The 20,063-nt window shown below is 71.2% G+C and carries 17 protein-coding genes; 12 read left to right on the forward strand and 5 right to left on the reverse strand.

Annotated features, from left to right (window positions below):
• The first annotated feature begins 218 nt into the window (after positions 1-218).
• Positions 219-1,307, forward strand: coding sequence for a branched-chain amino acid aminotransferase (locus ACIGXP_RS22010; RefSeq protein ID WP_399770664.1), 1,089 nt, complete (start codon positions 219-221; stop codon positions 1,305-1,307).
• Here the strand turns inward: ACIGXP_RS22010 and ACIGXP_RS22015 are convergent.
• On the reverse strand, positions 1,304-2,800 hold the full coding sequence (locus tag ACIGXP_RS22015) for a cytosine permease (RefSeq protein WP_399770666.1): 1,497 nt from the start codon (positions 2,798-2,800) through the stop codon (positions 1,304-1,306). The genes ACIGXP_RS22010 and ACIGXP_RS22015 overlap by 4 nt on opposite strands.
• A gap of 143 nt (positions 2,801-2,943) precedes the next feature.
• On the opposite strand from ACIGXP_RS22015, the gene ureA reads away from it, so the two are divergent.
• The 7 genes from ureA to ACIGXP_RS22050 all read left to right on the forward strand — a co-directional run bounded on the left by ureA (position 2,944) and on the right by ACIGXP_RS22050 (position 10,715).
• The gene (ureA, locus tag ACIGXP_RS22020) at positions 2,944-3,642 is read left to right on the forward strand and encodes an urease subunit gamma (RefSeq protein ID WP_399770668.1); all 699 of its coding nucleotides are present in this window, start codon (positions 2,944-2,946) and stop codon (positions 3,640-3,642) included.
• Positions 3,639-5,363 carry an urease subunit alpha gene (locus tag ACIGXP_RS22025; RefSeq protein ID WP_399770671.1) on the forward strand — a complete coding sequence of 575 codons (1,725 nt, stop codon included), beginning with the start codon at positions 3,639-3,641 and terminating at the stop codon, positions 5,361-5,363. The genes ureA and ACIGXP_RS22025 overlap by 4 nt, the downstream gene beginning before the upstream one ends.
• Before the next feature lie 8 nt (positions 5,364-5,371).
• Positions 5,372-6,409, forward strand: a complete 1,038-nt coding sequence (locus ACIGXP_RS22030; RefSeq protein WP_399770673.1) for an agmatine/peptidylarginine deiminase — start codon at positions 5,372-5,374, stop codon at positions 6,407-6,409.
• A 19-nt stretch (positions 6,410-6,428) separates the two neighbouring features.
• Positions 6,429-7,040 (forward strand): TetR/AcrR family transcriptional regulator, encoded by a 612-nt coding sequence (locus ACIGXP_RS22035; RefSeq protein WP_399770675.1) that lies wholly within the window; start codon positions 6,429-6,431, stop codon positions 7,038-7,040.
• A 38-nt stretch (positions 7,041-7,078) separates the two neighbouring features.
• The gene (locus ACIGXP_RS22040; RefSeq protein ID WP_363218415.1) at positions 7,079-8,380 is read left to right on the forward strand and encodes an MFS transporter; all 1,302 of its coding nucleotides are present in this window, start codon (positions 7,079-7,081) and stop codon (positions 8,378-8,380) included.
• Positions 8,381-8,665: 285 nt separating this feature from the next.
• Positions 8,666-10,276: a citramalate synthase gene (cimA, locus tag ACIGXP_RS22045; RefSeq protein WP_363218416.1), complete on the forward strand. Its 1,611-nt coding sequence runs from the start codon at positions 8,666-8,668 to the stop codon at positions 10,274-10,276.
• Positions 10,277-10,289: 13 nt separating this feature from the next.
• Positions 10,290-10,715, forward strand: a complete 426-nt coding sequence (locus ACIGXP_RS22050) for a VOC family protein (RefSeq protein ID WP_399770677.1) — start codon at positions 10,290-10,292, stop codon at positions 10,713-10,715.
• An 82-nt stretch (positions 10,716-10,797) separates the two neighbouring features.
• Here ACIGXP_RS22050 and ACIGXP_RS22055 read toward each other — a convergent pair whose 3' ends face one another.
• A complete protein-coding gene (locus tag ACIGXP_RS22055; RefSeq protein ID WP_399770680.1) occupies positions 10,798-11,400 on the reverse strand; it encodes a GPP34 family phosphoprotein in 603 nt (200 codons plus the stop codon).
• Between the two features lie 159 nt (positions 11,401-11,559).
• On the opposite strand from ACIGXP_RS22055, the gene ACIGXP_RS22060 reads away from it, so the two are divergent.
• Positions 11,560-14,574: a glycoside hydrolase family 3 protein gene (locus ACIGXP_RS22060; RefSeq protein ID WP_399770683.1), complete on the forward strand. Its 3,015-nt coding sequence runs from the start codon at positions 11,560-11,562 to the stop codon at positions 14,572-14,574.
• Between the two features lie 47 nt (positions 14,575-14,621).
• Complete coding sequence (locus ACIGXP_RS22065) at positions 14,622-15,980, forward strand: hypothetical protein (protein ID WP_399770686.1); 1,359 nt, start codon at positions 14,622-14,624, stop codon at positions 15,978-15,980.
• Positions 15,981-16,165: 185 nt separating this feature from the next.
• Here ACIGXP_RS22065 and ACIGXP_RS22070 read toward each other — a convergent pair whose 3' ends face one another.
• Positions 16,166-16,333 carry a DUF397 domain-containing protein gene (locus ACIGXP_RS22070; RefSeq protein WP_399770688.1) on the reverse strand — a complete coding sequence of 56 codons (168 nt, stop codon included), beginning with the start codon at positions 16,331-16,333 and terminating at the stop codon, positions 16,166-16,168.
• Between the two features lie 7 nt (positions 16,334-16,340).
• Here ACIGXP_RS22070 and ACIGXP_RS22075 point away from each other — a divergent pair, with 7 nt between their 5' ends.
• Positions 16,341-16,670, forward strand: a complete 330-nt coding sequence (locus ACIGXP_RS22075) for an ATP-binding protein (protein WP_399770691.1) — start codon at positions 16,341-16,343, stop codon at positions 16,668-16,670.
• A 264-nt stretch (positions 16,671-16,934) separates the two neighbouring features.
• Here ACIGXP_RS22075 and ACIGXP_RS22080 read toward each other — a convergent pair whose 3' ends face one another.
• Positions 16,935-17,210, reverse strand: a complete 276-nt coding sequence (locus ACIGXP_RS22080) for a hypothetical protein (protein ID WP_363218424.1) — start codon at positions 17,208-17,210, stop codon at positions 16,935-16,937.
• Positions 17,211-17,469: 259 nt separating this feature from the next.
• The gene (locus ACIGXP_RS22085; protein WP_399770694.1) at positions 17,470-18,078 is read right to left on the reverse strand and encodes a YceI family protein; all 609 of its coding nucleotides are present in this window, start codon (positions 18,076-18,078) and stop codon (positions 17,470-17,472) included.
• 354 nt (positions 18,079-18,432) lie between these two features.
• Between ACIGXP_RS22085 and ACIGXP_RS22090 the strand changes: the two genes are divergently transcribed.
• Positions 18,433-20,028, forward strand: coding sequence for an acyl-CoA carboxylase subunit beta (locus tag ACIGXP_RS22090; RefSeq protein WP_399770696.1), 1,596 nt, complete (start codon positions 18,433-18,435; stop codon positions 20,026-20,028).
• Positions 20,029-20,063: the final 35 nt, after the last annotated feature.

Raw genomic sequence — 20,063 nt, forward strand, 5'->3', positions numbered from 1 at the left:
CGGGTCGCATCCGCACCCGGCGGCTTTTCGTGTGCCTCGCCGGGTGCCACCATCAACCCTTGGGTCGCTTTCACCCCCATTCCGTCGGCCGCAGCCCCCGCGCGATAATCGAACGCGGAGCCGCGGTATGAGGGAATGCTCGGACGTCCTAGAACTGGCCACCGGCCGTGTACGGGGCGTATAAGCGGCCCGTCACTACAACCGGTGAAGGACAACACATGACGACGCCCACGATCGAGCTCAAGCCCTCCGCCAGCCCCCTCGCCGCCGCCGAGCGCGAGGCGATCCTGGCCGACCCCGGGTTCGGCCGCCACTTCACCGACCACATGGTGACGATCAAGTGGACCGAGGGGCGGGGCTGGCACGACGCCCAGCTCGTCCCGTACGGCCCGATCTCCCTCGACCCCTCCACCCACGTCCTGCACTACGGCCAGGAGATCTTCGAGGGACTGAAGGCCTACCGCCAGCCCGACGGCTCGATCGCGTTGTTCCGCCCCGAGGCGAACGCCCGCCGCTTCCGCAACTCCGCCCGCCGCATGGCCATGGCCGAGCTGCCCGAGGACCTGTTCATCGCCGCGCTGGACGCGCTGCTCAGCCAGGACGCCGACTGGGTCCCGCCGCACGGCGGCGAGCAGTCCCTGTACCTGCGCCCGTTCATGTTCGCCACGGAGGCCGCGCTCGGCGTGCACCCGGCGAACGAGTACCTGTTCATGCTCATCGCCTCGCCCTCCGGCGCCTACTTCGCCGGTGGCGTCAAGCCGGTCACCATCTGGGTCTCCGAGGACCACGTCCGTGCCGTCCCCGGCGGCACCGGTGACGCCAAGACCGGCGGCAACTACGCCGCCTCGCTGCTCCCGCAGGCCGAGGCCGCCGCGCACGGCTGCGACCAGGTCGTCTACCTCGACGCGGTCACCCGCACCAAGGTCGAGGAGAGCGGCAGCATGAACGTCGCCTTCGTCTACGGCGACCGGATCGTCACCCCTGAGCTGACCGGCTCGATCCTGGAGGGCATCACCCGCGACTCCCTGCTCCAGGTCGCCCGCGACCTCGGCTACACCGCCGAGGAGGGCGTGGTCACCCTCCAGCAGTGGCGCGAGGACGCGGCCTCCGGCGCGCTCACCGAGGTCTTCGCCTGCGGCACCGCCGCCGTGGTCACGCCCATCGGTCACGTCAAGACCAAGACGGACTCCTGGAGCCACGGCGACGGCACGCCTGGTCCCGTCACCGTCCGCCTTCGTGAGGCCCTGCTGGGCATCCAGCGGGGTATGACGGAGGACAAGCACGGGTGGATGCACCGGATCGGTTAAGCGCGCGATTCGTACGGCTGCGAAGGGGCGTCGGGCGTCTGCGGGTCGGTCGTGGTTGATCGCCCCCCGCGGCGGAGCCGCACATTGATGCGGCCCCGCGCCCCTTCGGGGCGCTGCTCAGCCGGCGTCAGCAGCAAGTACACCGCTCCTCCTACCGCGCCCGACAGCAGGAAGCTGCAGTCCACCCCGCCGGTCAGGCGCAGCAGCGGGCCCTGGTACGTCGGCAGGGACACCGCCAGCAGACCGGTCCCGGCGCCCAGGACCCAGGAGACGGTCGCGCGTACGTTCCAGCCCGCCCGGAACCAGTAGATCCCGCCGCGCGAACGGCGGTTGAAGACCTGCAGGGCGTCGGCGTCGTACACACCGCGACAGCGGGCGAAGCCGATGAGGGTGATGACGGCCCACGGGGTGCCGAGGGCGGTGAGCAGCAGCACGAAGGACGTCATCGCGGACTGCGCGTTCCAGGCGTAGTGGCCGGCGAAGACACAGACGGTGGCGACCACGGCGACCGTGTAGGTGGCGCGGGCGCGGGAGGCCTTCGGCAGGATCGCGTCCAGGTCCAGGCCCATGGAGTACAGCATCAGACCGGCGTTGCCGACCGAGCCGGCGGACGCCGACAGCAGCAGCGGGATCAGATACCAGGTGGGGGAGGCCACCACCAGCGGTCCCGCGTAGTCGGTGGCCGCGTGGGCCGCGTACGCCGTGAAGGTGCCGAACAGCTGCGGCACCAGCAGGCCGAGGACCAGCCCGAGCCAGGTGGCGTGCAGCACCCGGCGGCTGGAGTGCCGCCGCGGCGAGATGTAGCGGGTGTAGTCGCCGAGCAGGGTGATGAAGGCGATGGGACCGGACAGGCCCGCGGCCACCGCCGCCAGGAACCAGGTCGGCCAGAACGAGCCGAGCAGACAGCCGCCCGCGTCGGGCAGCGCCGCGGTGGTGAAGTGCGGGGCGTAGGCGACGATCCCGAGGACCAGCAGGGCGGTCATGCCGACGGCGAGGACGCGGGACATGGCGAGCAGCACCCGGTAGCCGTACACCGCGCCCGCGACGGTCGCCGCCGCGAGCACCGCGTAGACGAGGGCGTACGACACCCCGTCCGCCGGCACCCCGAACAGCCGGCCGAGCACGCTCAGCATCACATCGCCGCCGATCCACACGGTCAGCGCGGTGTAGCCGAGGGCGAGCAGCAGACCGACCACCGAGCCGACCAGCCGGCCCCGGACGCCGAACTGCGCGCCGGAGGAGGTGGACAGGTTGGTGGCGGTGCGCAGGGAGATGAGGGCGAGCGGGGCGGTGACGGCCGTACCGACCACCGTTCCCGCCACGATCGCGCTCACCGACGCCCACCAGCCGAGCCCGAAGGACGGCGGCAGCCACCCGAAGATGATCACCCCGAGGCAGAGGTTGGAGCCGAGCAGGATCGAGACGAGGTCGCGCGGACCGCTGGTCCGCTCCTCGTCCGGGATGGTGTCGACTCCGCGCTGTTCTATGGGCATGGCCGGTCTCCTTCGACTACCGCCAGAGAGTTAGAGCGACGTTCAATGTCCGTGAAGCCTCGCCGTCAGTCAATGCTTCTGTTTCAAGAAGTCTGTGTTTAGAGTGGTGCTCTAATCTGGTGATGGCAAGGAGGTGCCGCGACGTGAGACTCACTCCCACGGAACGTGACCGGCTGCTGCTCTTCGGAGCCGCCGAGCTCGCCCGGGCCCGCCGGGCGCGCGGCCTCAGGCTGAACGTGCCGGAGGCGACCGCGCTGATCGCGGACACCGTCTGCGAGGCGGCCCGGGACGGCAGGCGGCTCGCCGAGGCCATCGAGGCGGCCCGGTCCGTGCTCGGGCCCGAGGACGTGCTGCCGGGCGTCGCCGACGTCGTCACCGAGGTGATGGTCGAGGCCGTCTTCGACGACGGCTCCCGGCTCGCGGTGGTCTCCGACCCCATCGGCGGCGGTCTCGGCGAGCGGGCGCCGGGCGCGCTGCTGCCCGGACCCCAGCACGCCGACCCCGCGCCGGCCGTCCGGCTCACGGTCACCAACACCGCGACCGTGCCGGTCTCCGTCACCTCCCACTTCCACTTCTTCGAGGCCAACCCGCGCCTGGACTTCGACCGCGCCGCCGCCTACGGCATGCGGCTCGCCGTACCCGCCGGCTCGTCCGTGCGGTTCGGGCCGGGCGAGAGCGAGGAGGTCGGTCTCGTCCCCATCGGCGGCGACCGGATCGCGATCGGCTTCGCCGGACTGGTCGACGGGCCGCTGGACGCGCCCGGCGCGAAGGACGAGGCCCTGCGCAGGGCCGCCGCATGTGGATACCTCGGAGTGACGACGGACGGAGGCGAGAAGCGATGAGCCGCTCGAAGGGACGAGAGGTGAGCCGGGCGATCCACATCGACCCGCACGCCTACGCAGCCACCCACGGGCCCCGCGCCGGAGACCGCATCCGCCTCGGCGACTCGGGCCTGACCGTCCGCGTCGAGTCCGACTCCCAGCGCTACGGCGACGAGTTCCTGGCCGGCTTCGGCAAGACCGCCCGTGACGGACTGCACCTCAAGGCCGCCGCCGTCCGCGCGACCTGTGACGTCGTGATCAGCAACGTCGTCGTGATCGACGCGGCGCAGGGCATCCGGAAGGTCTCCATCGGCATCCGGGAAGGCCGGATCTGCGCCATCGGACGCGCCGGCAACCCCGACACCCTCGACGGCGTCGACGTGGTCGTCGGCACCGGCACCTCCATCGTGTCCGGCGAGGGGCTCATCGCCACCGCGGGGGCCGTCGACACGCACGTCCATCTGCTGTCGCCGCGCATCATGGAGGCCTCCCTCGCCTCCGGCGTCACCACGATCATCGGGCAGGAGTTCGGCCCGGTGTGGGGCGTCGGCGTCAACTCGCCCTGGGCGCTGCGCCACGCCTTCAACGCCTTCGACGCCTGGCCGGTCAACATCGGCTTCCTGGGCCGGGGTTCGTCTTCCCAGGACGCGCCCCTGATCGAGGCGCTGGCCGAAGGGGGCGCCTCCGGCTTCAAGGTGCACGAGGACATGGGCGCCCACACCCGCGCACTGGACACCGCGCTGCGGGTCGCCGAGGAGCACGACGTCCAGGTCGCCCTGCACAGCGACGGCCTGAACGAGTGCCTGTCGGTCGAGGACACCCTGAAGGTGCTGGAGGGCCGCACCATCCACGCCTTCCACATCGAGGGCTGCGGCGGCGGACATGTGCCCAACGTGCTCAAGATGGCCGGCGTCCCGAACGTCATCGGCTCCTCCACCAACCCGACCCTGCCCTTCGGCCGGGACGCGGTCGCCGAGCACTACGGCATGATCGTCTCCGTCCACGACCTCAAGCCCGACCTGCCCGGCGACGCCGCCATGGCCCGCGACCGCATCCGGGCCGGCACGATGGGCGCCGAGGACGTGCTGCACGACCTGGGCGCGATCGGCATCACCTCCTCCGACGCCCAGGGCATGGGCCGCGCCGGCGAGACGGTCCGCCGTACGTTCGCCATGGCCGGCAAGATGAAGGCCGAGCTGGGCCCGCTGGAGGGCGACGGCGAGGGCGACGACAACGCCCGCGTCCTGCGCTACCTGGCCAAGCTGACCATCAACCCGGCCATCGCCCACGGCCTTTCGCACGAGGTCGGCTCGATCGAGGTCGGCAAGCTCGCCGACATCGTGCTGTGGCGGCCCGAGTACTTCGGCGCCAAGCCGCAGCTCGTCCTCAAGTCCGGCTTCCCGGCCTACGGCGTGGTCGGCGACCCCAACGCGGCCACCGACACCTGCGAACCCCTGGTGCTGGGCCCGCAGTTCGGCTCGTACGGCGCAACGGCCGCCGACATCTCCGTCGCGTTCGTCGCCCAGGCGGCCGTCGACCAGGGGGGCGACACGATGCCCACCCGGCGGCGCCGGGTCGCCGTGCGCGGCACCCGGGGCATCGGCCCCGCCGACCTGCGGCTGAACGCCCGTATCGGAGCCGTCGACGTCGACCGGCGCACCGGTCTGGTCACCCTCGACGGCGACCCGCTGCGCTCCGAGCCCGCCGACTCCGTCTCCCTCAACCGCCTGTACTTCCTCTAAGGATCACCATGTCTGCTGCCGCCGACGGCTTCCGCATGCCCGCCGAGTGGACCCCGCACGAGCGCACCTGGATGGCGTGGCCGGGCCCCAACCCCACCTTCGACGACCCGGACGACCTGGCCGCCTCCCGCGCCGCCTGGGCCTCGGTGGCCCGCGCGATCCGCCGCTTCGAGCCCGTGACCGTGGTCTGCGGTTCCGGCCAGTCGGCCGAGGCGCAGGCGCTGCTCGGCCCGGACATCGACACCGTCGAGCGGGACCTGGACGACGCCTGGATGCGGGACATCGGGCCCACCTTCCTCACCAACGGCAAGGGCGAACTGGCCGCCGTGGACTGGACGTTCAACGGCTGGGGCGCACAGGACTGGGCCCGCTGGGAGCACGACTCCAAGATCGCCGCGTATGTCTCCGATCTCGCGGGCGCCAAGACGTACGCCTCGAAGCTGGTCAACGAGGGCGGCGCGATCCACGTCGACGGCGAGGGCACGGTCCTGCTGACGGAGACGGTCCAGCTGGGGCCCGAGCGCAACCCGCACTGGACGAAGGAACAGGTCGAGGCGGAGATCCACGCCCACCTCGGCACCAGCAAGGCGATCTGGCTGCCGCGCGGTCTGACGGGTGACTATCCGCCGTACGGCTTCGGCACCCTCGGCCACGTGGACATCGTCGCCGCTTTCGCCCGCCCCGGCGTGGTGGTCGCCCACCACCAGCCGGACCCCGCCCACCCCGACCACGAGGTCACCAAGGAGGTCATCGGCCTCCTGAAGTCGGCGACCGACGCGCGCGGCCGCCGCCTGGAGGTCGTCGAGGTCCCCGCCCCGACCGTCCTGGAGGCCGACGGCCACTGGGCCGACTACTCCTACATCAACCACTACATCTGCAACGGCGGCGTCGTGCTGTGCGGCTTCGACGACCCGCGCGACGAGATCGCGGCCGGGATCTTCCGCCGCCTGTTCCCCGAGCGGACGGTCACCCTGGTGGACGCGCGTACGATCTTTGCGGGTGGGGGCGGCATCCACTGCATCACCCAGCAGCAGCCGAAGGTCTGAGCACGGAGGAGAGTCAGGGATGGCCGGTGCGGCGCGGGCGCGGAAGAACGCGCCGCCGCGCGAGGAGGTTCTCGCCGCCGCGATGGACATGATCGCCGAGCGCGGTCTGGAGAAGCTCACCATGGCGGCCCTCGGCCGTGAGGTCGGGATGAGCAGCGGCCATCTCCTGTACTACTTCCGCTCCAAGGACGAGCTGCTGCTGCAGACCCTGGAGTGGAGCGAGGGCCGGCTGGGCGCGGCACGGGGCCGCCTCCTCACCGGCCCCGCAACCGCCCGGGAGCGCCTGTCCGCCTACGTCGACCTGTACGTCCCCGACGGCCACCGGGACCCGCACTGGACCCTGTGGCTGGAGGTCTGGAACCGTTCGCAGAACGCCGACGACGACGCGCGTGCCCGGCAGGCCGCGATCGAGGGCGCCTGGCACCGCGACCTGGTCGCGCTGATCGCCGAGGGGATCTCGCGGGGAGAGTTCCGGCGGGTGGACGCGGACCGCTTCGCGGCGCGGTTGCGTGCGCTGCTCGACGGGTTCTCCATCCATGTCGCCATCGGGCTGCGCGGCACCGACCGTGACCAAGTGCTGGCGCACGTACGGGATTTCATCGCCGACTCCCTGTTGATGCCCGCCGGGTAAAGGAATCCTTTCCTCCGTCGCCGGGCAAGTAACGGCCCATGGGACGACAACACTGGAAGAAGATCTGGGTCGGTTCGGCGGGCAACATGGTCGAGTGGTTCGACTGGTTCGTGTACGCGAGCTTCGCCACCTACTTCGCCGGCGCGTTCTTCCCGAGCGGCAACCCCACCGCCCAACTCATGAACACCGCCGGCATCTTCGCCGTCGGATTCTTCATGCGGCCCGTGGGCGGCTGGCTGCTCGGCAGGGTCGGCGACCGCAAGGGCCGCAAGGCGGCGCTGACGCTGACCGTCACGCTGATGTCGGCGTCGGCGATCCTCATCGCCGTCGCCCCCACCTACGCGGTCGCCGGCTACGGGGGCGCGTTCGTGCTGCTCGTCGCCCGCCTGCTGCAGGGCCTGTCGGTGGGCGGCGAGTACGCGGCCAGCGCCACCTATCTGACGGAGGCCTCGGACCCGAAGCGGCGCGGATTCGCCTCCAGCTTCCAGTACGTGTCCATGACCGCCGGCCAGATCGTCGGCCTCGGCCTGCAGATCGTCCTGCAGCGGACCATGTCCGACAGCGCCCTGCACAGCTACGGCTGGCGCATCCCGTTCGTCGTCGGTGCGCTCGGCGCCGCCGTCATCTTCTATCTGCGGCGCAGCATGCTGGAGACCGAGGTGTACGAGGCGGACGACTCGGGTGCCGAGGAGCGCGGCACGCTGCGCGCGCTGTGGGCGCACAAGCGGGAGGCGTTCCTGGTCATCGCCCTCACCATGGGCGGCACGGTCGCCTACTACACGTACACCACCTATCTGACCAAGTACCTCTCCAACTCCGCCGGACTGTCCAAGCAGACCGCCACGCTGGTCTCCTTCACCGCGCTGATCGTCTTCGCCGCGCTCCAGCCCCTCGCCGGCGCCCTCTCCGACCGGATCGGCCGGCGCCCGCTGCTGATCACCTTCGCGGTCGGCTCCACCCTCCTCACCGTGCCGATCATGACCCTGCTCAAGCACGCGGGCAGCTTCTGGCCGGCCCTCGGGCTGGCCCTGCTCGCACTGGTCGTCGTCACCGGCTACACCTCGATCAACGCCTGTGTGAAGGCCGAGCTGTTCCCGACCGGTGTCCGCGCACTCGGCGTGGCCCTGCCGTACGCCGTCGCCAACGCCCTCTTCGGCGGCACCGCGGAATACATCGCCCTGTGGTTCAAGAAGGCCGGGATCGAGTCCGGCTTCTACTGGTACGTGGCGGGTTGCGCCGCCGTGTCGCTGGTGGTGTACGTCACCATGCGCGAGACCAAGGACCTCGACCTCGCCCGGGCGAGGGACCGTGCGGATTCCAGTCTGACGACCGCATCCTGAGACGCTCGGTGAGCCGGGGGCGGTGCTGTGCCAGACTGCCCCCGTGCTCTCGCTCGCCATGATTATGGGCAGCAGGCGCGCCGGTCCGCAGTGACCACCTCGTACGACCAGGTGCGGGTGGCCACCGTCGTCCTCGACCCGCGCGCAGACCTCTCGCACCCGCGAGGGGTTTTTTCGTTTTCCGGCCCACCTTCAGCCGGGAGCGCAGCGCGAGGGACCATTGGGGGGACGGTGGAGCCGGTCATTCCGGTAAGACCGAAGATTCACAACAGGAGCCTTGAGACCATGACCGAGACGGCAACCAGCGAGCTCGACGACTCGTTCCACGTCTTCGACACCACGCTGCGCGACGGCGCGCAGCGCGAGGGCATCAACCTCACCGTCGCGGACAAGCTCGCCATCGCACGGCACCTGGACGACTTCGGCGTGGGCTTCATCGAGGGCGGCTGGCCCGGCGCGAACCCGCGCGACACCGAGTTCTTCGCCCGGGCACAGGCGGAGATCGACTTCAAGCACGCCCAGCTGGTCGCCTTCGGCGCCACCCGCCGCGCCGGCGCCAAAGCCGCCGACGACCCGCAGGTCAAGGCCCTGCTGGAGTCCGGCGCCCCGGTGATCACCCTGGTCGCCAAGTCGCACGACCGGCACGTGGAGCTGGCGCTGCGCACCACCCTGGACGAGAACCTGGACATGGTCCGCGACACCGTGTCGTACCTGAAGGACCAGGGCCGCCGGGTGTTCGTGGACTGCGAGCACTTCTTCGACGGCTACCGCGCCAACCCCGAGTACGCCAAGGCCGTCGTCCGTGCGGCCGCCGAGGCCGGCGCCGACGTCGTCATCCTCTGCGACACCAACGGCGGCATGCTCCCCGCCCAGATCCACGCCGTCGTCTCCACCGTCCTCGCCGACACCGGCGCCCGGCTCGGCATCCACGCCCAGGACGACACCGGCTGCGCGGTCGCCAACACCCTCGCCGCCGTCGACGCGGGCGCCACCCACGTGCAGTGCACGGCCAACGGCTACGGCGAGCGCGTCGGCAACGCCAACCTCTTCCCGGTCGTCGCCGCCCTGGAGCTGAAGTACGGCAAGAAGGTGCTGCCCGACGGCAAGCTCCGCGAGACCACCCGGATCTCGCACGCCATCGCCGAGGTCGTCAACCTCACGCCGTCCACCCACCAGCCGTACGTCGGGGTCTCCGCCTTCGCCCACAAGGCCGGCCTGCACGCCTCCGCGATCAAGGTCGATCCGGACCTGTACCAGCACATCGACCCCGAGCTGGTCGGCAACACCATGCGCATGCTGGTCTCCGACATGGCCGGCCGCGCCTCGATCGAGCTGAAGGGCAAGGAGCTCGGCATCGACCTGGGCGGCGACCGGGCGCTGGTCGGCCGGGTGGTCGAGCGCGTGAAGGAGCGCGAGCTCAAGGGCTACACCTACGAGGCGGCGGACGCGAGCTTCGAGCTGCTGCTGCGGGCCGAGGTCGAGGGCCGCCCGCTGAAGTACTTCGACGTGGAGTCCTGGCGGGCCATCGTCGAGGACCGCCCCGACGGCACCCACGCCAACGAGGCCACGGTGAAGCTGTGGGCCAAGAGCGAGCGGATCGTCGCCACGGCGGAGGGCAACGGCCCCGTCAACGCCCTCGACCGCGCGCTGCGCGTGGCCCTGGAGAAGATCTATCCGCAGCTCGCCAAGCTGGACCTGGTCGACTACAAGGTCCGCATCCTGGAGGGCAAGCACGGCACCTCCTCCACGACCCGTGTGCTGATCTCCACCTCGGACGGCTCCGGCGAGTGGTCCACGGTCGGCGTGGGCGAGAACGTCATCGCCGCCTCCTGGCAGGCCCTGGAGGACGCGTACACGTACGGGCTGCTGCGGGCGGGCGTGGAGCCGGCGGAGTAGTCACAGTGGAGGCATGACCGCAGACAACGCCGATGTGCTGTCCCGGGCCCGCGTGGCCACCCGGCTGCCCGCCGGGGACCTGGAGCGGGCCCGGCGCTTCTACGCCGACAAGCTCGGCCTCGAACCCGTCGACGAACGCCCCGGCGGGCTGCTGTACCGGTGCGGCGGGATCGACTTCGTGGTGTTCCGTTCCACCGGAGCCGCGCCCGGCACCTTCACCCAGATGGCCTTCGAGGTGGACGACCTGGAGGCGGTCGTGGCGGAGCTGCGGCGGCGCGGGGTCGTGTTCGAGGACGTGGACGCGCCCGGCTTCCGCACCCGGGACGGCATCGCCGAGATCGAGGGCAACTACCCGAGCAAGGGTGCGCGCGGGGAGCGGGCCGCCTGGTTCCGGGACAGCGAGGGCAACCTGATGGGCATCGGCCAGCCGGTCTTCTGAGGCTCAACCGGTGCCTTGTGGGGCTCAGCCGGTCTTCCGAGGCTCCACCGTTCTTGAGGTCCAGCCCCTCTTCTTCCGAGGCTCAGGGCGCCCGCCAGATGTTGTCGAAGGCCACGTTCTCGATGCGGCGCCGTTCACGCACGGCCTCCAGCTCGGTCACCGCGTCGCCGACCGCCACCAGGACGGCGACGACCGCCTCGTCGCCGGGCTCCTCCTCGGGCGGGCGCCCGCCCTGGATGCCCAGGGTGGAGGCGAGCCCGGCCAGGACGGGTTCGTGGGACCACCACCGGTCGGCCGCGTGCCGGCGGGCAGGGGTGTCGGCCTGCGGGTCGTCCCGGTCGCGCAGTGCGAGCCGGCGCCGGCGTTTCCCGGTGAGCTGCCCCTCGGACTCCAGCACGTCGCGATAGGCCACGGCCAGCCCCTCCCCCCGGCGCCACAGCCAGTCCTCGACCGTCTCGTACGGCTCCCCGCGCACCAGCGCCGCCCCGGCCTCGTCCAGCATCCGGTCCCCCGTGGTCAGCACCGGACCGGGCACGATGCGCTCACCGTCCAGGACGAGAGCCCGCGCGCCGAGCAGATCGATCAGCTCGGCCCCCGCGAGCGCCAGCGACAGATCACCCTGCTCGACGGGCTGCTCGCCGGGCACGTCGAGACTGACGAGGAACAGATCCTGCGGTGTGGTCATAGCCCTACCATGGGCCGCGGAGCCCGGAAGCGCAGCACGGCGACCGCCTTTTTCGGCCACGGGATGTCTGACGTGGCGTCTTGACGGCTCTGTGGGCCCTTAGTTAACTCACGGCGTGATCTAAGCCATGAGTGAACCGCGAGAGCCGAGGGAAGGTCTATGCCGAGAACCGCCCTGCTCGTCTCCGGGGCCTTGCTCGCCGCCCTGTTGCCCCTGTCCGCCGTCGCCCACGCCGCCGACGACCCCGCCCCGGTCCCCGTCGACCGCTTCGAGGGCGAAGTCCCCTTCGCCTCCCAGCCCGCCGACGGCATCTTCACCTGGGGGAGCGACGCCGACGACCCGCCCGCCCTCCACCTCACCGACCGCGCCGACGCCCCCGAAGGCGCCAAGGTCCTCACCGGCACCTACGACATCAGCGGCTACGGCGGCTTCACGCACGACTTCGCCGCCGACCGGCCCGCCCACGACTGGTCCCCGTACCAGGGCATCCGCTTCTGGTGGGACGGCCACGGCAACGGCAGGAAGATCGCCTTCGAGATCAAGGACGGCGGCGCGAACGGCGAGGCCTCGGAACTCTGGACGACCTCTTTCACCGACGACTTCACCGGCTGGAAGCGGATCGAGATCCCCTTCACCGATTTCCAGTACCGCACCGACTACCAGCCCGTCGGCGGCATCGACCACGTGCTCGGCCTGACCCGTATGTGGGGGTACGCCGTCACACTCCCGCCCGGCACCAAGGGCGACTTCGCCATGGACGAGGTGGAGGTGTACGGCAGGGCCGACCAGTCGCTGCGCGCCTTTGTCGGCACCGACGCGCCCGTCCACCCGGTCGAGGAGGGCGGCACCGCCCAGGTGAAGGTCACCCTGACCACGACCGGCGACCGACCCGTCGACGCCCCCGTGACGGTCGCGTACACCACACAGGGCGGCACCGCCACCGCCGGCCAGGACTACACCCCGGTCTCCGGCACCCTCACCTTCCCGGCCGGCACCGCCTCGGGCACGGCACGGACCATCGAGGTGTCCACCCGCAGGGACCGGGCCGCCGAACCCGCCGAGACCGTCCCGCTGAAGCTCACGGTCACCGGCGCCGAAGCCCCCGCCGAGACCCCGCAGATCGTCATCGACGCGCACGGACTGCCGTACCTGGACGCCACGTTGCCCGTGCGCAAGCGCGTCGCCGATCTGCTCTCCCGGATGTCCCTGGAGGAGAAGGCCGGGCAGATGACACAGGCCGAGCGCGGGGCCGTCGGCGGCGGTGGCGACATCGCGACGTACGCCCTCGGCTCGCTGCTCTCCGGCGGCGGCTCCACACCCACGCCCAACACCCCCGAGGCCTGGGCCCGGATGATCGACGGCTTCCAGCTCCGGGCCCGGGCGACACGCTTCCAGGTCCCGCTGATCTACGGCGTCGACGCGGTCCACGGCCACAACAACCTGACCGGCGCCACGATCATGCCGCACAACATCGGTCTCGGCGCCACCCGGGACCCCCAGCTCGCCGAAAGGACGGGCGAGGTGACGGCCGCCGAGGTCCGCGCCACCGGCGTCCCCTGGGACTTCGCGCCCTGCCTGTGCGTGAGCCGTGACGAACGCTGGGGGCGCGCCTACGAGTCCTTCGGCGAGGACCCGGCCCTCGTGCAGTCCATGGAGACCATCGTCCAGGGCCTCCAGGGCCGCGCCGACGGACGCGACCTGAGCCGGAACGACAAGGTGCTCGCCACCGCCAAGCACTTCGCCGGCGACGGCGGCACCGCATACGGCTCCTCCACCACCGGCACCTACACGATCGACCAGGGCGTCACCACCGTCACCCGGCAGCAGCTGGAGGACATCCACCTGGCGCCGTACAGTACCGCCGTGGAGCGGGGCATCGGCACGGTCATGCCGTCGTACTCCTCCCTCGACATCGCAGGAGACGGCCGGGGCCCGGTGAAGATGCACGCCCGCGGCGACATGATCAACGGGGTGCTCAAGGACCGGATGGGCTTCGCCGGCTTCGTCATCAGCGACTGGAACGCCATCGACCAGCTGCCCGGCGACTACCCGACCCACGTCCGCACCGCCGTGAACGCGGGCGTCGACATGATGATGGTGCCGTACTCCTACAAGGACTTCAGCACCACGCTCGCCGACGAGGTGAGGGCCGGACGGATCAGCGAGAAGCGGATCGACGACGCCGTCTCCCGCATCCTCACCGAGAAGTTCGAGCTCGGCCTCTTCGAGCACCCGTACGCCGACACCAGCGGCGCCGCCGCCATCGGCTCCCGGGCCCACCGGGAGGTCGCCCGCCGGGCCGCCGCCGAGTCGCAGGTGCTGCTGAAGAACGGGGGCGGGCTGCTGCCGCTGAAGAAGAGCGAGAAGGTGTACGTCGCCGGGTCCAACGCCGACGACATCGGCAACCAGACCGGCGGCTGGACCCTCACCTGGCAGGGCGCCTCCGGGAACACCGTCCCCGGCACGACCGTTCTCCAGGGCCTGCGCGGGGCGGGCGGGAACGTCACCTACTCGAAGGACGCCTCCGCTCCGACGGACGGCTACGACGTGGGCGTGGTCGTCGTCGGCGAGACCCCTTACGCCGAGGGCGTCGGCGACGTCGGCAACGGCCACGATCTCCGGCTCTCCGCCGCCGACCGGGCCGCCGTCGACAAGGTCTGCGCGGCCATGAAGTGCGCGGTGCTGATCGTCTCCGGACGCCCGCAGCTCGTCGGCGACCGGCTGGACGAGATCGACGCCCTGGTCGCCTCCTGGCTGCCCGGCACCGAGGGCGAGGGCGTCGCCGACGTCCTCTACGGCAAGCGCCCCTTCACCGGACAGCTGCCGGTCACCTGGCCCCGCTCGGAGGACCAGCTGCCGATCAACGTGGGCGATGCGTCGTACGACCCGCAGTTCCCCTACGGCTGGGGCCTGACCACCCTCACCCCGGTCCCGAAGGGCGGCACGGCCACCCTGCGCGACCTCGCCGCCCGGGCCGCGGCGGCCGAGCGGCACGGCGACGACCGGACCGGACGCGCGCTGGTCACCCGGGCCCGGCTGCTCGTCCAGCAGAAGACGGGCGGCCACCTCACGCAGGCGGTGTCGGGGCCCTTCGCCGACGCCGACCACCTGCTGCTGACCGGCCGGTACGGAAAGGCGGTGGAGAAGCTGACGGAGGCATACCGGGCCGCGTGACGGCGCACCTGTGTCCGGTTATGGGAGGCTTCGGGTAGCTTCGAAGCATGAAGGCCGTCCTGCGGACCCGAAGCCTCCCGGCACTGTTGCTGGCCGCCCTCGCCCTGATCATGGCGACGCTGTTCGCGCCCGCGGCGAGCGCGCAGACCGGCGTCTCCACGATCGCCCAGGCCCTGCGCAAGGGCCCGGTCTACGTCGATCCGGCCGCCTCCGCCCAGCTGTCGAAGGCGGACGCCGACGCGCTCGCGAAACGCATCAAGGACGCGAACAAACCGCTGTTCATCGCGGTGCTCCCCGCCGACTACCCGACGGCGAACCTGTTCTCCCGGCTCCGCACGGCCACCGGCATCACCGGCCTGTACGGCATCCGCCTCGGCGACCGCTTCGACGCCCGCGCCGACGCCTCGGTCATGTCTGCGACGGCCCGGCAGAACCTGGTGACGAGCGTCCAGGGCGAGCCGGCCAAGACCCAGCTCACCGACTTCACCGACCGAGCCCTGGCCAACATGGGCGGCCACGCCCCGAAGAGCTGGGGCGGCTCGGGCGGCGGAGGCGGCGGTGCGTCGGGCGCGGTCCTGATCGGCGTCGCCGCGGTGGTGGTGGCGGGCGGTGCGGGCGCGTACGCGCTGGTCCGCCGTAACCGCCGACGCCGTGAGGAAGAACAGCGGGCCGCCCTCGACCGTCTCCGGGTGGTGGTGGACGAGGACATCACCGCCTTCGGCGAGGAACTGGACCGCCTCGACTTCCAGCCGGCCGAGCCCGGCGCCGACGACGCGATGCGCGCCGACTACGAGCACGCCCTCGATGCCTACGACACCGCCAAACAACGCATGGCGCAGGCGAGCCGCCCGGAGGACGTCCGCGCGGTCACCGAGGCCCTGGAGGACGGCCGCTTCTCCCTGGCCCGGCTGGCCGCCCGCCGCGAGGGCCGCCCCCTGCCCGAGCGCCGCCCGCCCTGCTTCTTCGACCCCCGGCACGGCCCCTCGGTCACCGACGCCACCTGGACCCCGCCCGGCGGCGCCCCGCGCCAGGTCCCCGTCTGCGCCGCCGACGCCACCCGCCTGGCCGACGGCCGCGACCCCGTCATCCGCGAGGTCGACACCGACTACGGCCGCCGCCCCTACTGGGACGCGGGCCCCGCCTACGGCCCCTGGGCCGGCGGTTACTTCGGCGGCGGCCTCCTCCCGGGCCTCCTCGTCGGCACCCTGCTCGGCAGCATGATGGCCACACCCTCGTACGCCGCCGACTACGGCACCGGGTACGGCGACTTCGGCGGCGGCGGATACGAGGGCGGCGACGTCTCCGGCACCGACTTCGACCCCGGCGACTTCGGCGGCGGCTTCGGTGACGGAGGCGGCTTCGACGGCGGGGGCGACGGGGGAGGGGACTTCGGCGGCGGCTTCTGAGCGGTCACCTCGCGTGACGCCGGACGATCTTCCGCCGGGTGGCGTACCGCTCCCCGGCGGCATGCCACCAGCCCGGCGGCGAGGCCCCGACCACACCGCGCTCACGCAGTCGACCGAGCAGGCTCCGCACGGGGTTCGGCTGCCCCGGCACGTTCTCGTACGAGGCGATGGGGACCCATTCCGTTTCAGCGGGCGATGCCGTCAAGGAACTCGCTCCAGGTGGCGGGGGAGAGGGTGAGGGTGGGGCCGGTGGGAATCTTGGAGTCGCGGATGTGGACGGGGGAGGCGGAGGCGGCCACTTCGAGGCAGTCGCCGCCCTCGTTGCTGCTGCAGCTGGACTTGAACCATGCCATTGCTGCGGTGCAGGGCAACGCCCTCGTCCACGGCGCCCCCGCCGGCCGCGGCTTCCTCCTCGGGCTGACCCTGCACGACGACGGCGTCCACCGCGTGGAGGTGCACGACAGCGGCCCGGGCGAGGTCCGCACCCCGGAGACGTCCCCGGACGCGGAACACGGCCGGGGCCTGCTGCTCGTCGCGGCGTTGGCGGACAAGTGGGGGGTGGGGGAGCGGAACCCGGGCAAGGTCGTGTGGTGTGAGTTCCACTCGTTGCCCGGCCGCGCGGACCGGTCAGGTGATCGCCGGCATCGTCCCGTCGGGGAGCGCGCAGGCCTCGCCGGCGTAGGGGCGTGAAACGATCTGTCCGCCGGCGGCCGTGCAGTCGTCTCTGGAGATGTTCGGGGACGACGCGGCCCCGGCGCTGACAGCCCCGACGGCGCTCACGCCGGCAAGGGTCACCGCGGCCAGGGCGAGGCCCAGGATCCTTCGCACGCGCATGACTTCCTCCTCCCGGGCGCCTTCGTTCGGCTTCCGGGAAGGACAGGTCTCAGGACGACGGCGCCCTCCTCCTCAGCATGGGCGCTCCGCAGGGGGCCCGCGAGACGAGGCCGGGCACCGCTAGCGCGGTTCGTGGGCCGCCGCTCGGCAGGCGCCGGTCGCGGCGCCGCCCGCCACTCCGGCCCCGGTCAGCCCGGTCACACAGCCTTGCAGGTCACCGACCACGCCACGGCCGCAGGCCGCTGTGACGGCGTCGGAATCGGTGGCACCGGCCAGTTGGGCCATCTGTGTGCAGGCGGGGATGTCCGCCCGGACCGCGGGCGCGGCGAGGACCGCACCGCCGAGGGTGAGGGTCAGACCGGTGAGGGCACCGGCGATACGGGTCGAGGTGCGCACGGGAGGCACCTGCCTTCCAGGTTGGCGCGACACGGCCGCCTGGCGACGCTCGGTGAGTGGTGCCCCCGCCGGCGGGCTCACGGACCGACCGCACGCGGGACATCGTCGCCAGGCCGAAGGAGAGGGGGCCGGACCGGACGGCACGCGCTCGGCCCTCCACTCGCGGGCCCCTCACTCCAGCGTCGCATCCTTTTCTCCGCCCGTCCTGGGCACCCGGGGGGCGCTGGGGAACCCTGGTGCGCTCCCCGTTCCCCGCGTCTCACGCCTGCTTGACGGCCGAGATGTCGAAGACCAGCTTGATCTTGTCGGAGACCAGGACGCCGCCGGTCTCCAGGGCCGCGTTCCAGGTCAGGCCCCACTCGGAGCGCAGGATCTCGGCCTTGCCCTCGAAGCCGACGCGCTCGTTGCCGAAGGGGTCCTGGGCGGAGCCGTTGAACTCCAGGTCGATGGTGAGCGGCTTGGTCACGCCGAGCAGGGAGAGGTCGCCGGTGATGCGGTAGTCGTCGCCGCCCAGAGCCTCCGCCTTGGTGGAGCGGAAGGACATCACCGGGAACTCGTCGGTCTTGAAGAAGTCGGACGACTTCAGGTGTCCGTCGCGGTCGGCGTTGCCGGTGTCGATGCTGTCCATCGTGATGTCGAGCGTGGCGGTGGACCTGCTGGGGTCCGCCCCGTCCAGGTGCAGTGTGCCGGTGACGTCGTGGAAGCTGCCCTTGACGTTGGTGACCATGGCATGCCGGGCGACGAAACCGATCGTGGTGTGGGTCGGGTCGATCGCGTAGTCACCGGTCAGCGCGGTGAGGTCGGGGCCCGCGGCGGCCGGCGCGGCGGTGGTCGCGGGGGTGCTGTCCTTGCGGCTGAAGAAGCCCATGTCGTGCTCCAGGAAGTGTCGGAATGGGATATCGAAGGGGATGTTGAACGTTGAACAAACCGCTCGCCTTCGACGGTAGACCCATTTAGTTCGACTTTCAACCTCATCCGTGCTGTGTGTTCGCGGACCGCCGCCCGAGGGTCCGTGTCACTCTGGAGATGGCATCTGCGCCCAGTGAATGTGGGGCGCCTCTCGGGTCTCGTCTTTGTGCTCTCCCTACAACACCCATGCCCTGTGAGCAGTCGGAAAGGCTGCACGCGCCCATGGTTCTGTTCACTCGTACCAGGAAAACGGGCCGGAGACTGTACGGAGTCGACGGCTCGCTTTCCTTGGCATCCTTCGTAAGGTCGCTACATGACCGTTTTGGAAGAGACGACGGGTGAGCCGACCGGCGAGCCGACGGACGCACGCGGACGGGTCGCCGAGCTGCACGAGATTCGTGCCCAGGCTGTGGCGGGTCCGAGCGAGAAGGCGACCGAGGCACAGCACGCCAAGGGCAAGCTGACCGCACGGGAGCGGATCGAACTGCTCCTGGACCCGGGGTCCTTCCAGGAGGTCGAGCAGCTGCGCCGGCACCGCGCGACCGGCTTCGGCCTGGAGGCCAAGAAGCCGTACACCGACGGTGTCATCACCGGGTGGGGCACGGTCGAGGGCCGTACGGTCTTCGTCTACGCGCACGACTTCCGCATCTTCGGCGGTGCGCTGGGCGAGGCCCATGCGACGAAGATCCACAAGATCATGGACATGGCCATCGCGGCCGGTGCGCCGCTGGTGTCGCTGAACGACGGCGCCGGCGCCCGTATCCAGGAGGGCGTCAGCGCGCTCGCCGGCTACGGCGGCATCTTCCAGCGCAACACCAAGGCGTCGGGTGTCATCCCGCAGATCTCGGTGATGCTGGGCCCGTGCGCGGGCGGCGCGGCCTACAGCCCCGCCCTCACCGACTTCGTCTTCATGGTCCGCGAGACCTCGCAGATGTTCATCACCGGCCCGGACGTGGTCAAGGCGGTCACCGGCGAGGAGATCACCCAGAACGGCCTCGGCGGCGCCGACGTCCACGCGGAGACCTCGGGCGTCTGTCACTTCGCCTACGACGACGAGGAGACCTGCATCGCCGAGGTGCGGTACCTGCTGTCGCTGCTGCCGCAGAACAACCGCGAGAACCCGCCCCGGGCGGAGTCGGGCGACCCGGTGGACCGCCGGTCCGACGTCCTGCTCGACCTGGTCCCGGCCGACGGCAACCGGCCGTACGACATGGCCAAGGTCATCGAGGAGATCGTCGACGACGGCGAGTACCTGGAGGTCCACGAGCGCTGGGCGCGGAACATCATCTGCGCGCTGGCCCGCCTGGACGGCCAGGTGGTCGGCATCATCGCCAACCAGCCGCAGGTGCTGGCGGGCGTCCTGGACATCGAGGCGAGTGAAAAAGCTGCGCGCTTTGTCCAGATGTGTGACGCTTTCAATATCCCGATCGTCACCTTCCTGGACGTGCCGGGGTTCCTCCCCGGTGTCGACCAGGAGCACGGCGGAATCATCCGTCACGGCGCGAAGCTGCTGTACGCCTACTGCAACGCGACCGTGCCGAGGATCTCGCTGATCCTGCGCAAGGCGTACGGAGGTGCCTACATCGTCATGGACTCCCAGTCGATCGGTGCCGACCTCACCTACGCCTGGCCGACGAACGAGATCGCCGTCATGGGCGCCGAGGGCGCGGCCAACGTGATCTTCCGCCGCCAGATCGCCGGAGCGGAGGACCCCGAGGCCATGCGGGCGCGCATGGTCAAGGAGTACAAGTCCGAGCTGATGCACCCGTACTACGCGGCCGAGCGCGGCCTGGTGGACGACGTCATCGACCCGGCCGAGACCCGCGAAGTCCTGGTGAAGTCCCTGGCGATGCTGCAGTCCAAGCATGCCGACCTGCCCTCCCGCAAGCACGGCAACCCCCCGCAGTAACCGAGCGGACCCGCCGCGGCAACCCCGCGGACCTC

The organism is Streptomyces sp. NPDC053069 (genome assembly GCF_044546895.1).
GTDB lineage: Bacteria > Actinomycetota > Actinomycetes > Streptomycetales > Streptomycetaceae > Streptomyces.

Excerpts from the sequence above, each read along its gene's own strand:
- ACIGXP_RS22010 (WP_399770664.1), top strand. The coding sequence starts at position 219 with ATGACGACGCCCACGATCGAGCTCAAGCCCTCCGCCAGCCCCCTCGCC.
- ACIGXP_RS22015 (WP_399770666.1), bottom strand. The coding sequence starts at position 2,800 with ATGCCCATAGAACAGCGCGGAGTCGACACCATCCCGGACGAGGAGCGG.
- ACIGXP_RS22025 (WP_399770671.1), top strand. The coding sequence starts at position 3,639 with ATGAGCCGCTCGAAGGGACGAGAGGTGAGCCGGGCGATCCACATCGAC.
- ACIGXP_RS22030 (WP_399770673.1), top strand. The coding sequence starts at position 5,372 with ATGTCTGCTGCCGCCGACGGCTTCCGCATGCCCGCCGAGTGGACCCCG.
- ACIGXP_RS22035 (WP_399770675.1), top strand. The coding sequence starts at position 6,429 with ATGGCCGGTGCGGCGCGGGCGCGGAAGAACGCGCCGCCGCGCGAGGAG.
- ACIGXP_RS22040 (WP_363218415.1), top strand. The coding sequence starts at position 7,079 with ATGGGACGACAACACTGGAAGAAGATCTGGGTCGGTTCGGCGGGCAAC.
- cimA (WP_363218416.1), top strand. The coding sequence starts at position 8,666 with ATGACCGAGACGGCAACCAGCGAGCTCGACGACTCGTTCCACGTCTTC.
- ACIGXP_RS22050 (WP_399770677.1), top strand. The coding sequence starts at position 10,290 with ATGACCGCAGACAACGCCGATGTGCTGTCCCGGGCCCGCGTGGCCACC.
- ACIGXP_RS22055 (WP_399770680.1), bottom strand. The coding sequence starts at position 11,400 with ATGACCACACCGCAGGATCTGTTCCTCGTCAGTCTCGACGTGCCCGGC.
- ACIGXP_RS22060 (WP_399770683.1), top strand. The coding sequence starts at position 11,560 with ATGCCGAGAACCGCCCTGCTCGTCTCCGGGGCCTTGCTCGCCGCCCTG.
- ACIGXP_RS22065 (WP_399770686.1), top strand. The coding sequence starts at position 14,622 with ATGAAGGCCGTCCTGCGGACCCGAAGCCTCCCGGCACTGTTGCTGGCC.
- ACIGXP_RS22070 (WP_399770688.1), bottom strand. The coding sequence starts at position 16,333 with ATGGCATGGTTCAAGTCCAGCTGCAGCAGCAACGAGGGCGGCGACTGC.
- ACIGXP_RS22085 (WP_399770694.1), bottom strand. The coding sequence starts at position 18,078 with ATGGGCTTCTTCAGCCGCAAGGACAGCACCCCCGCGACCACCGCCGCG.
- ACIGXP_RS22090 (WP_399770696.1), top strand. The coding sequence starts at position 18,433 with ATGACCGTTTTGGAAGAGACGACGGGTGAGCCGACCGGCGAGCCGACG.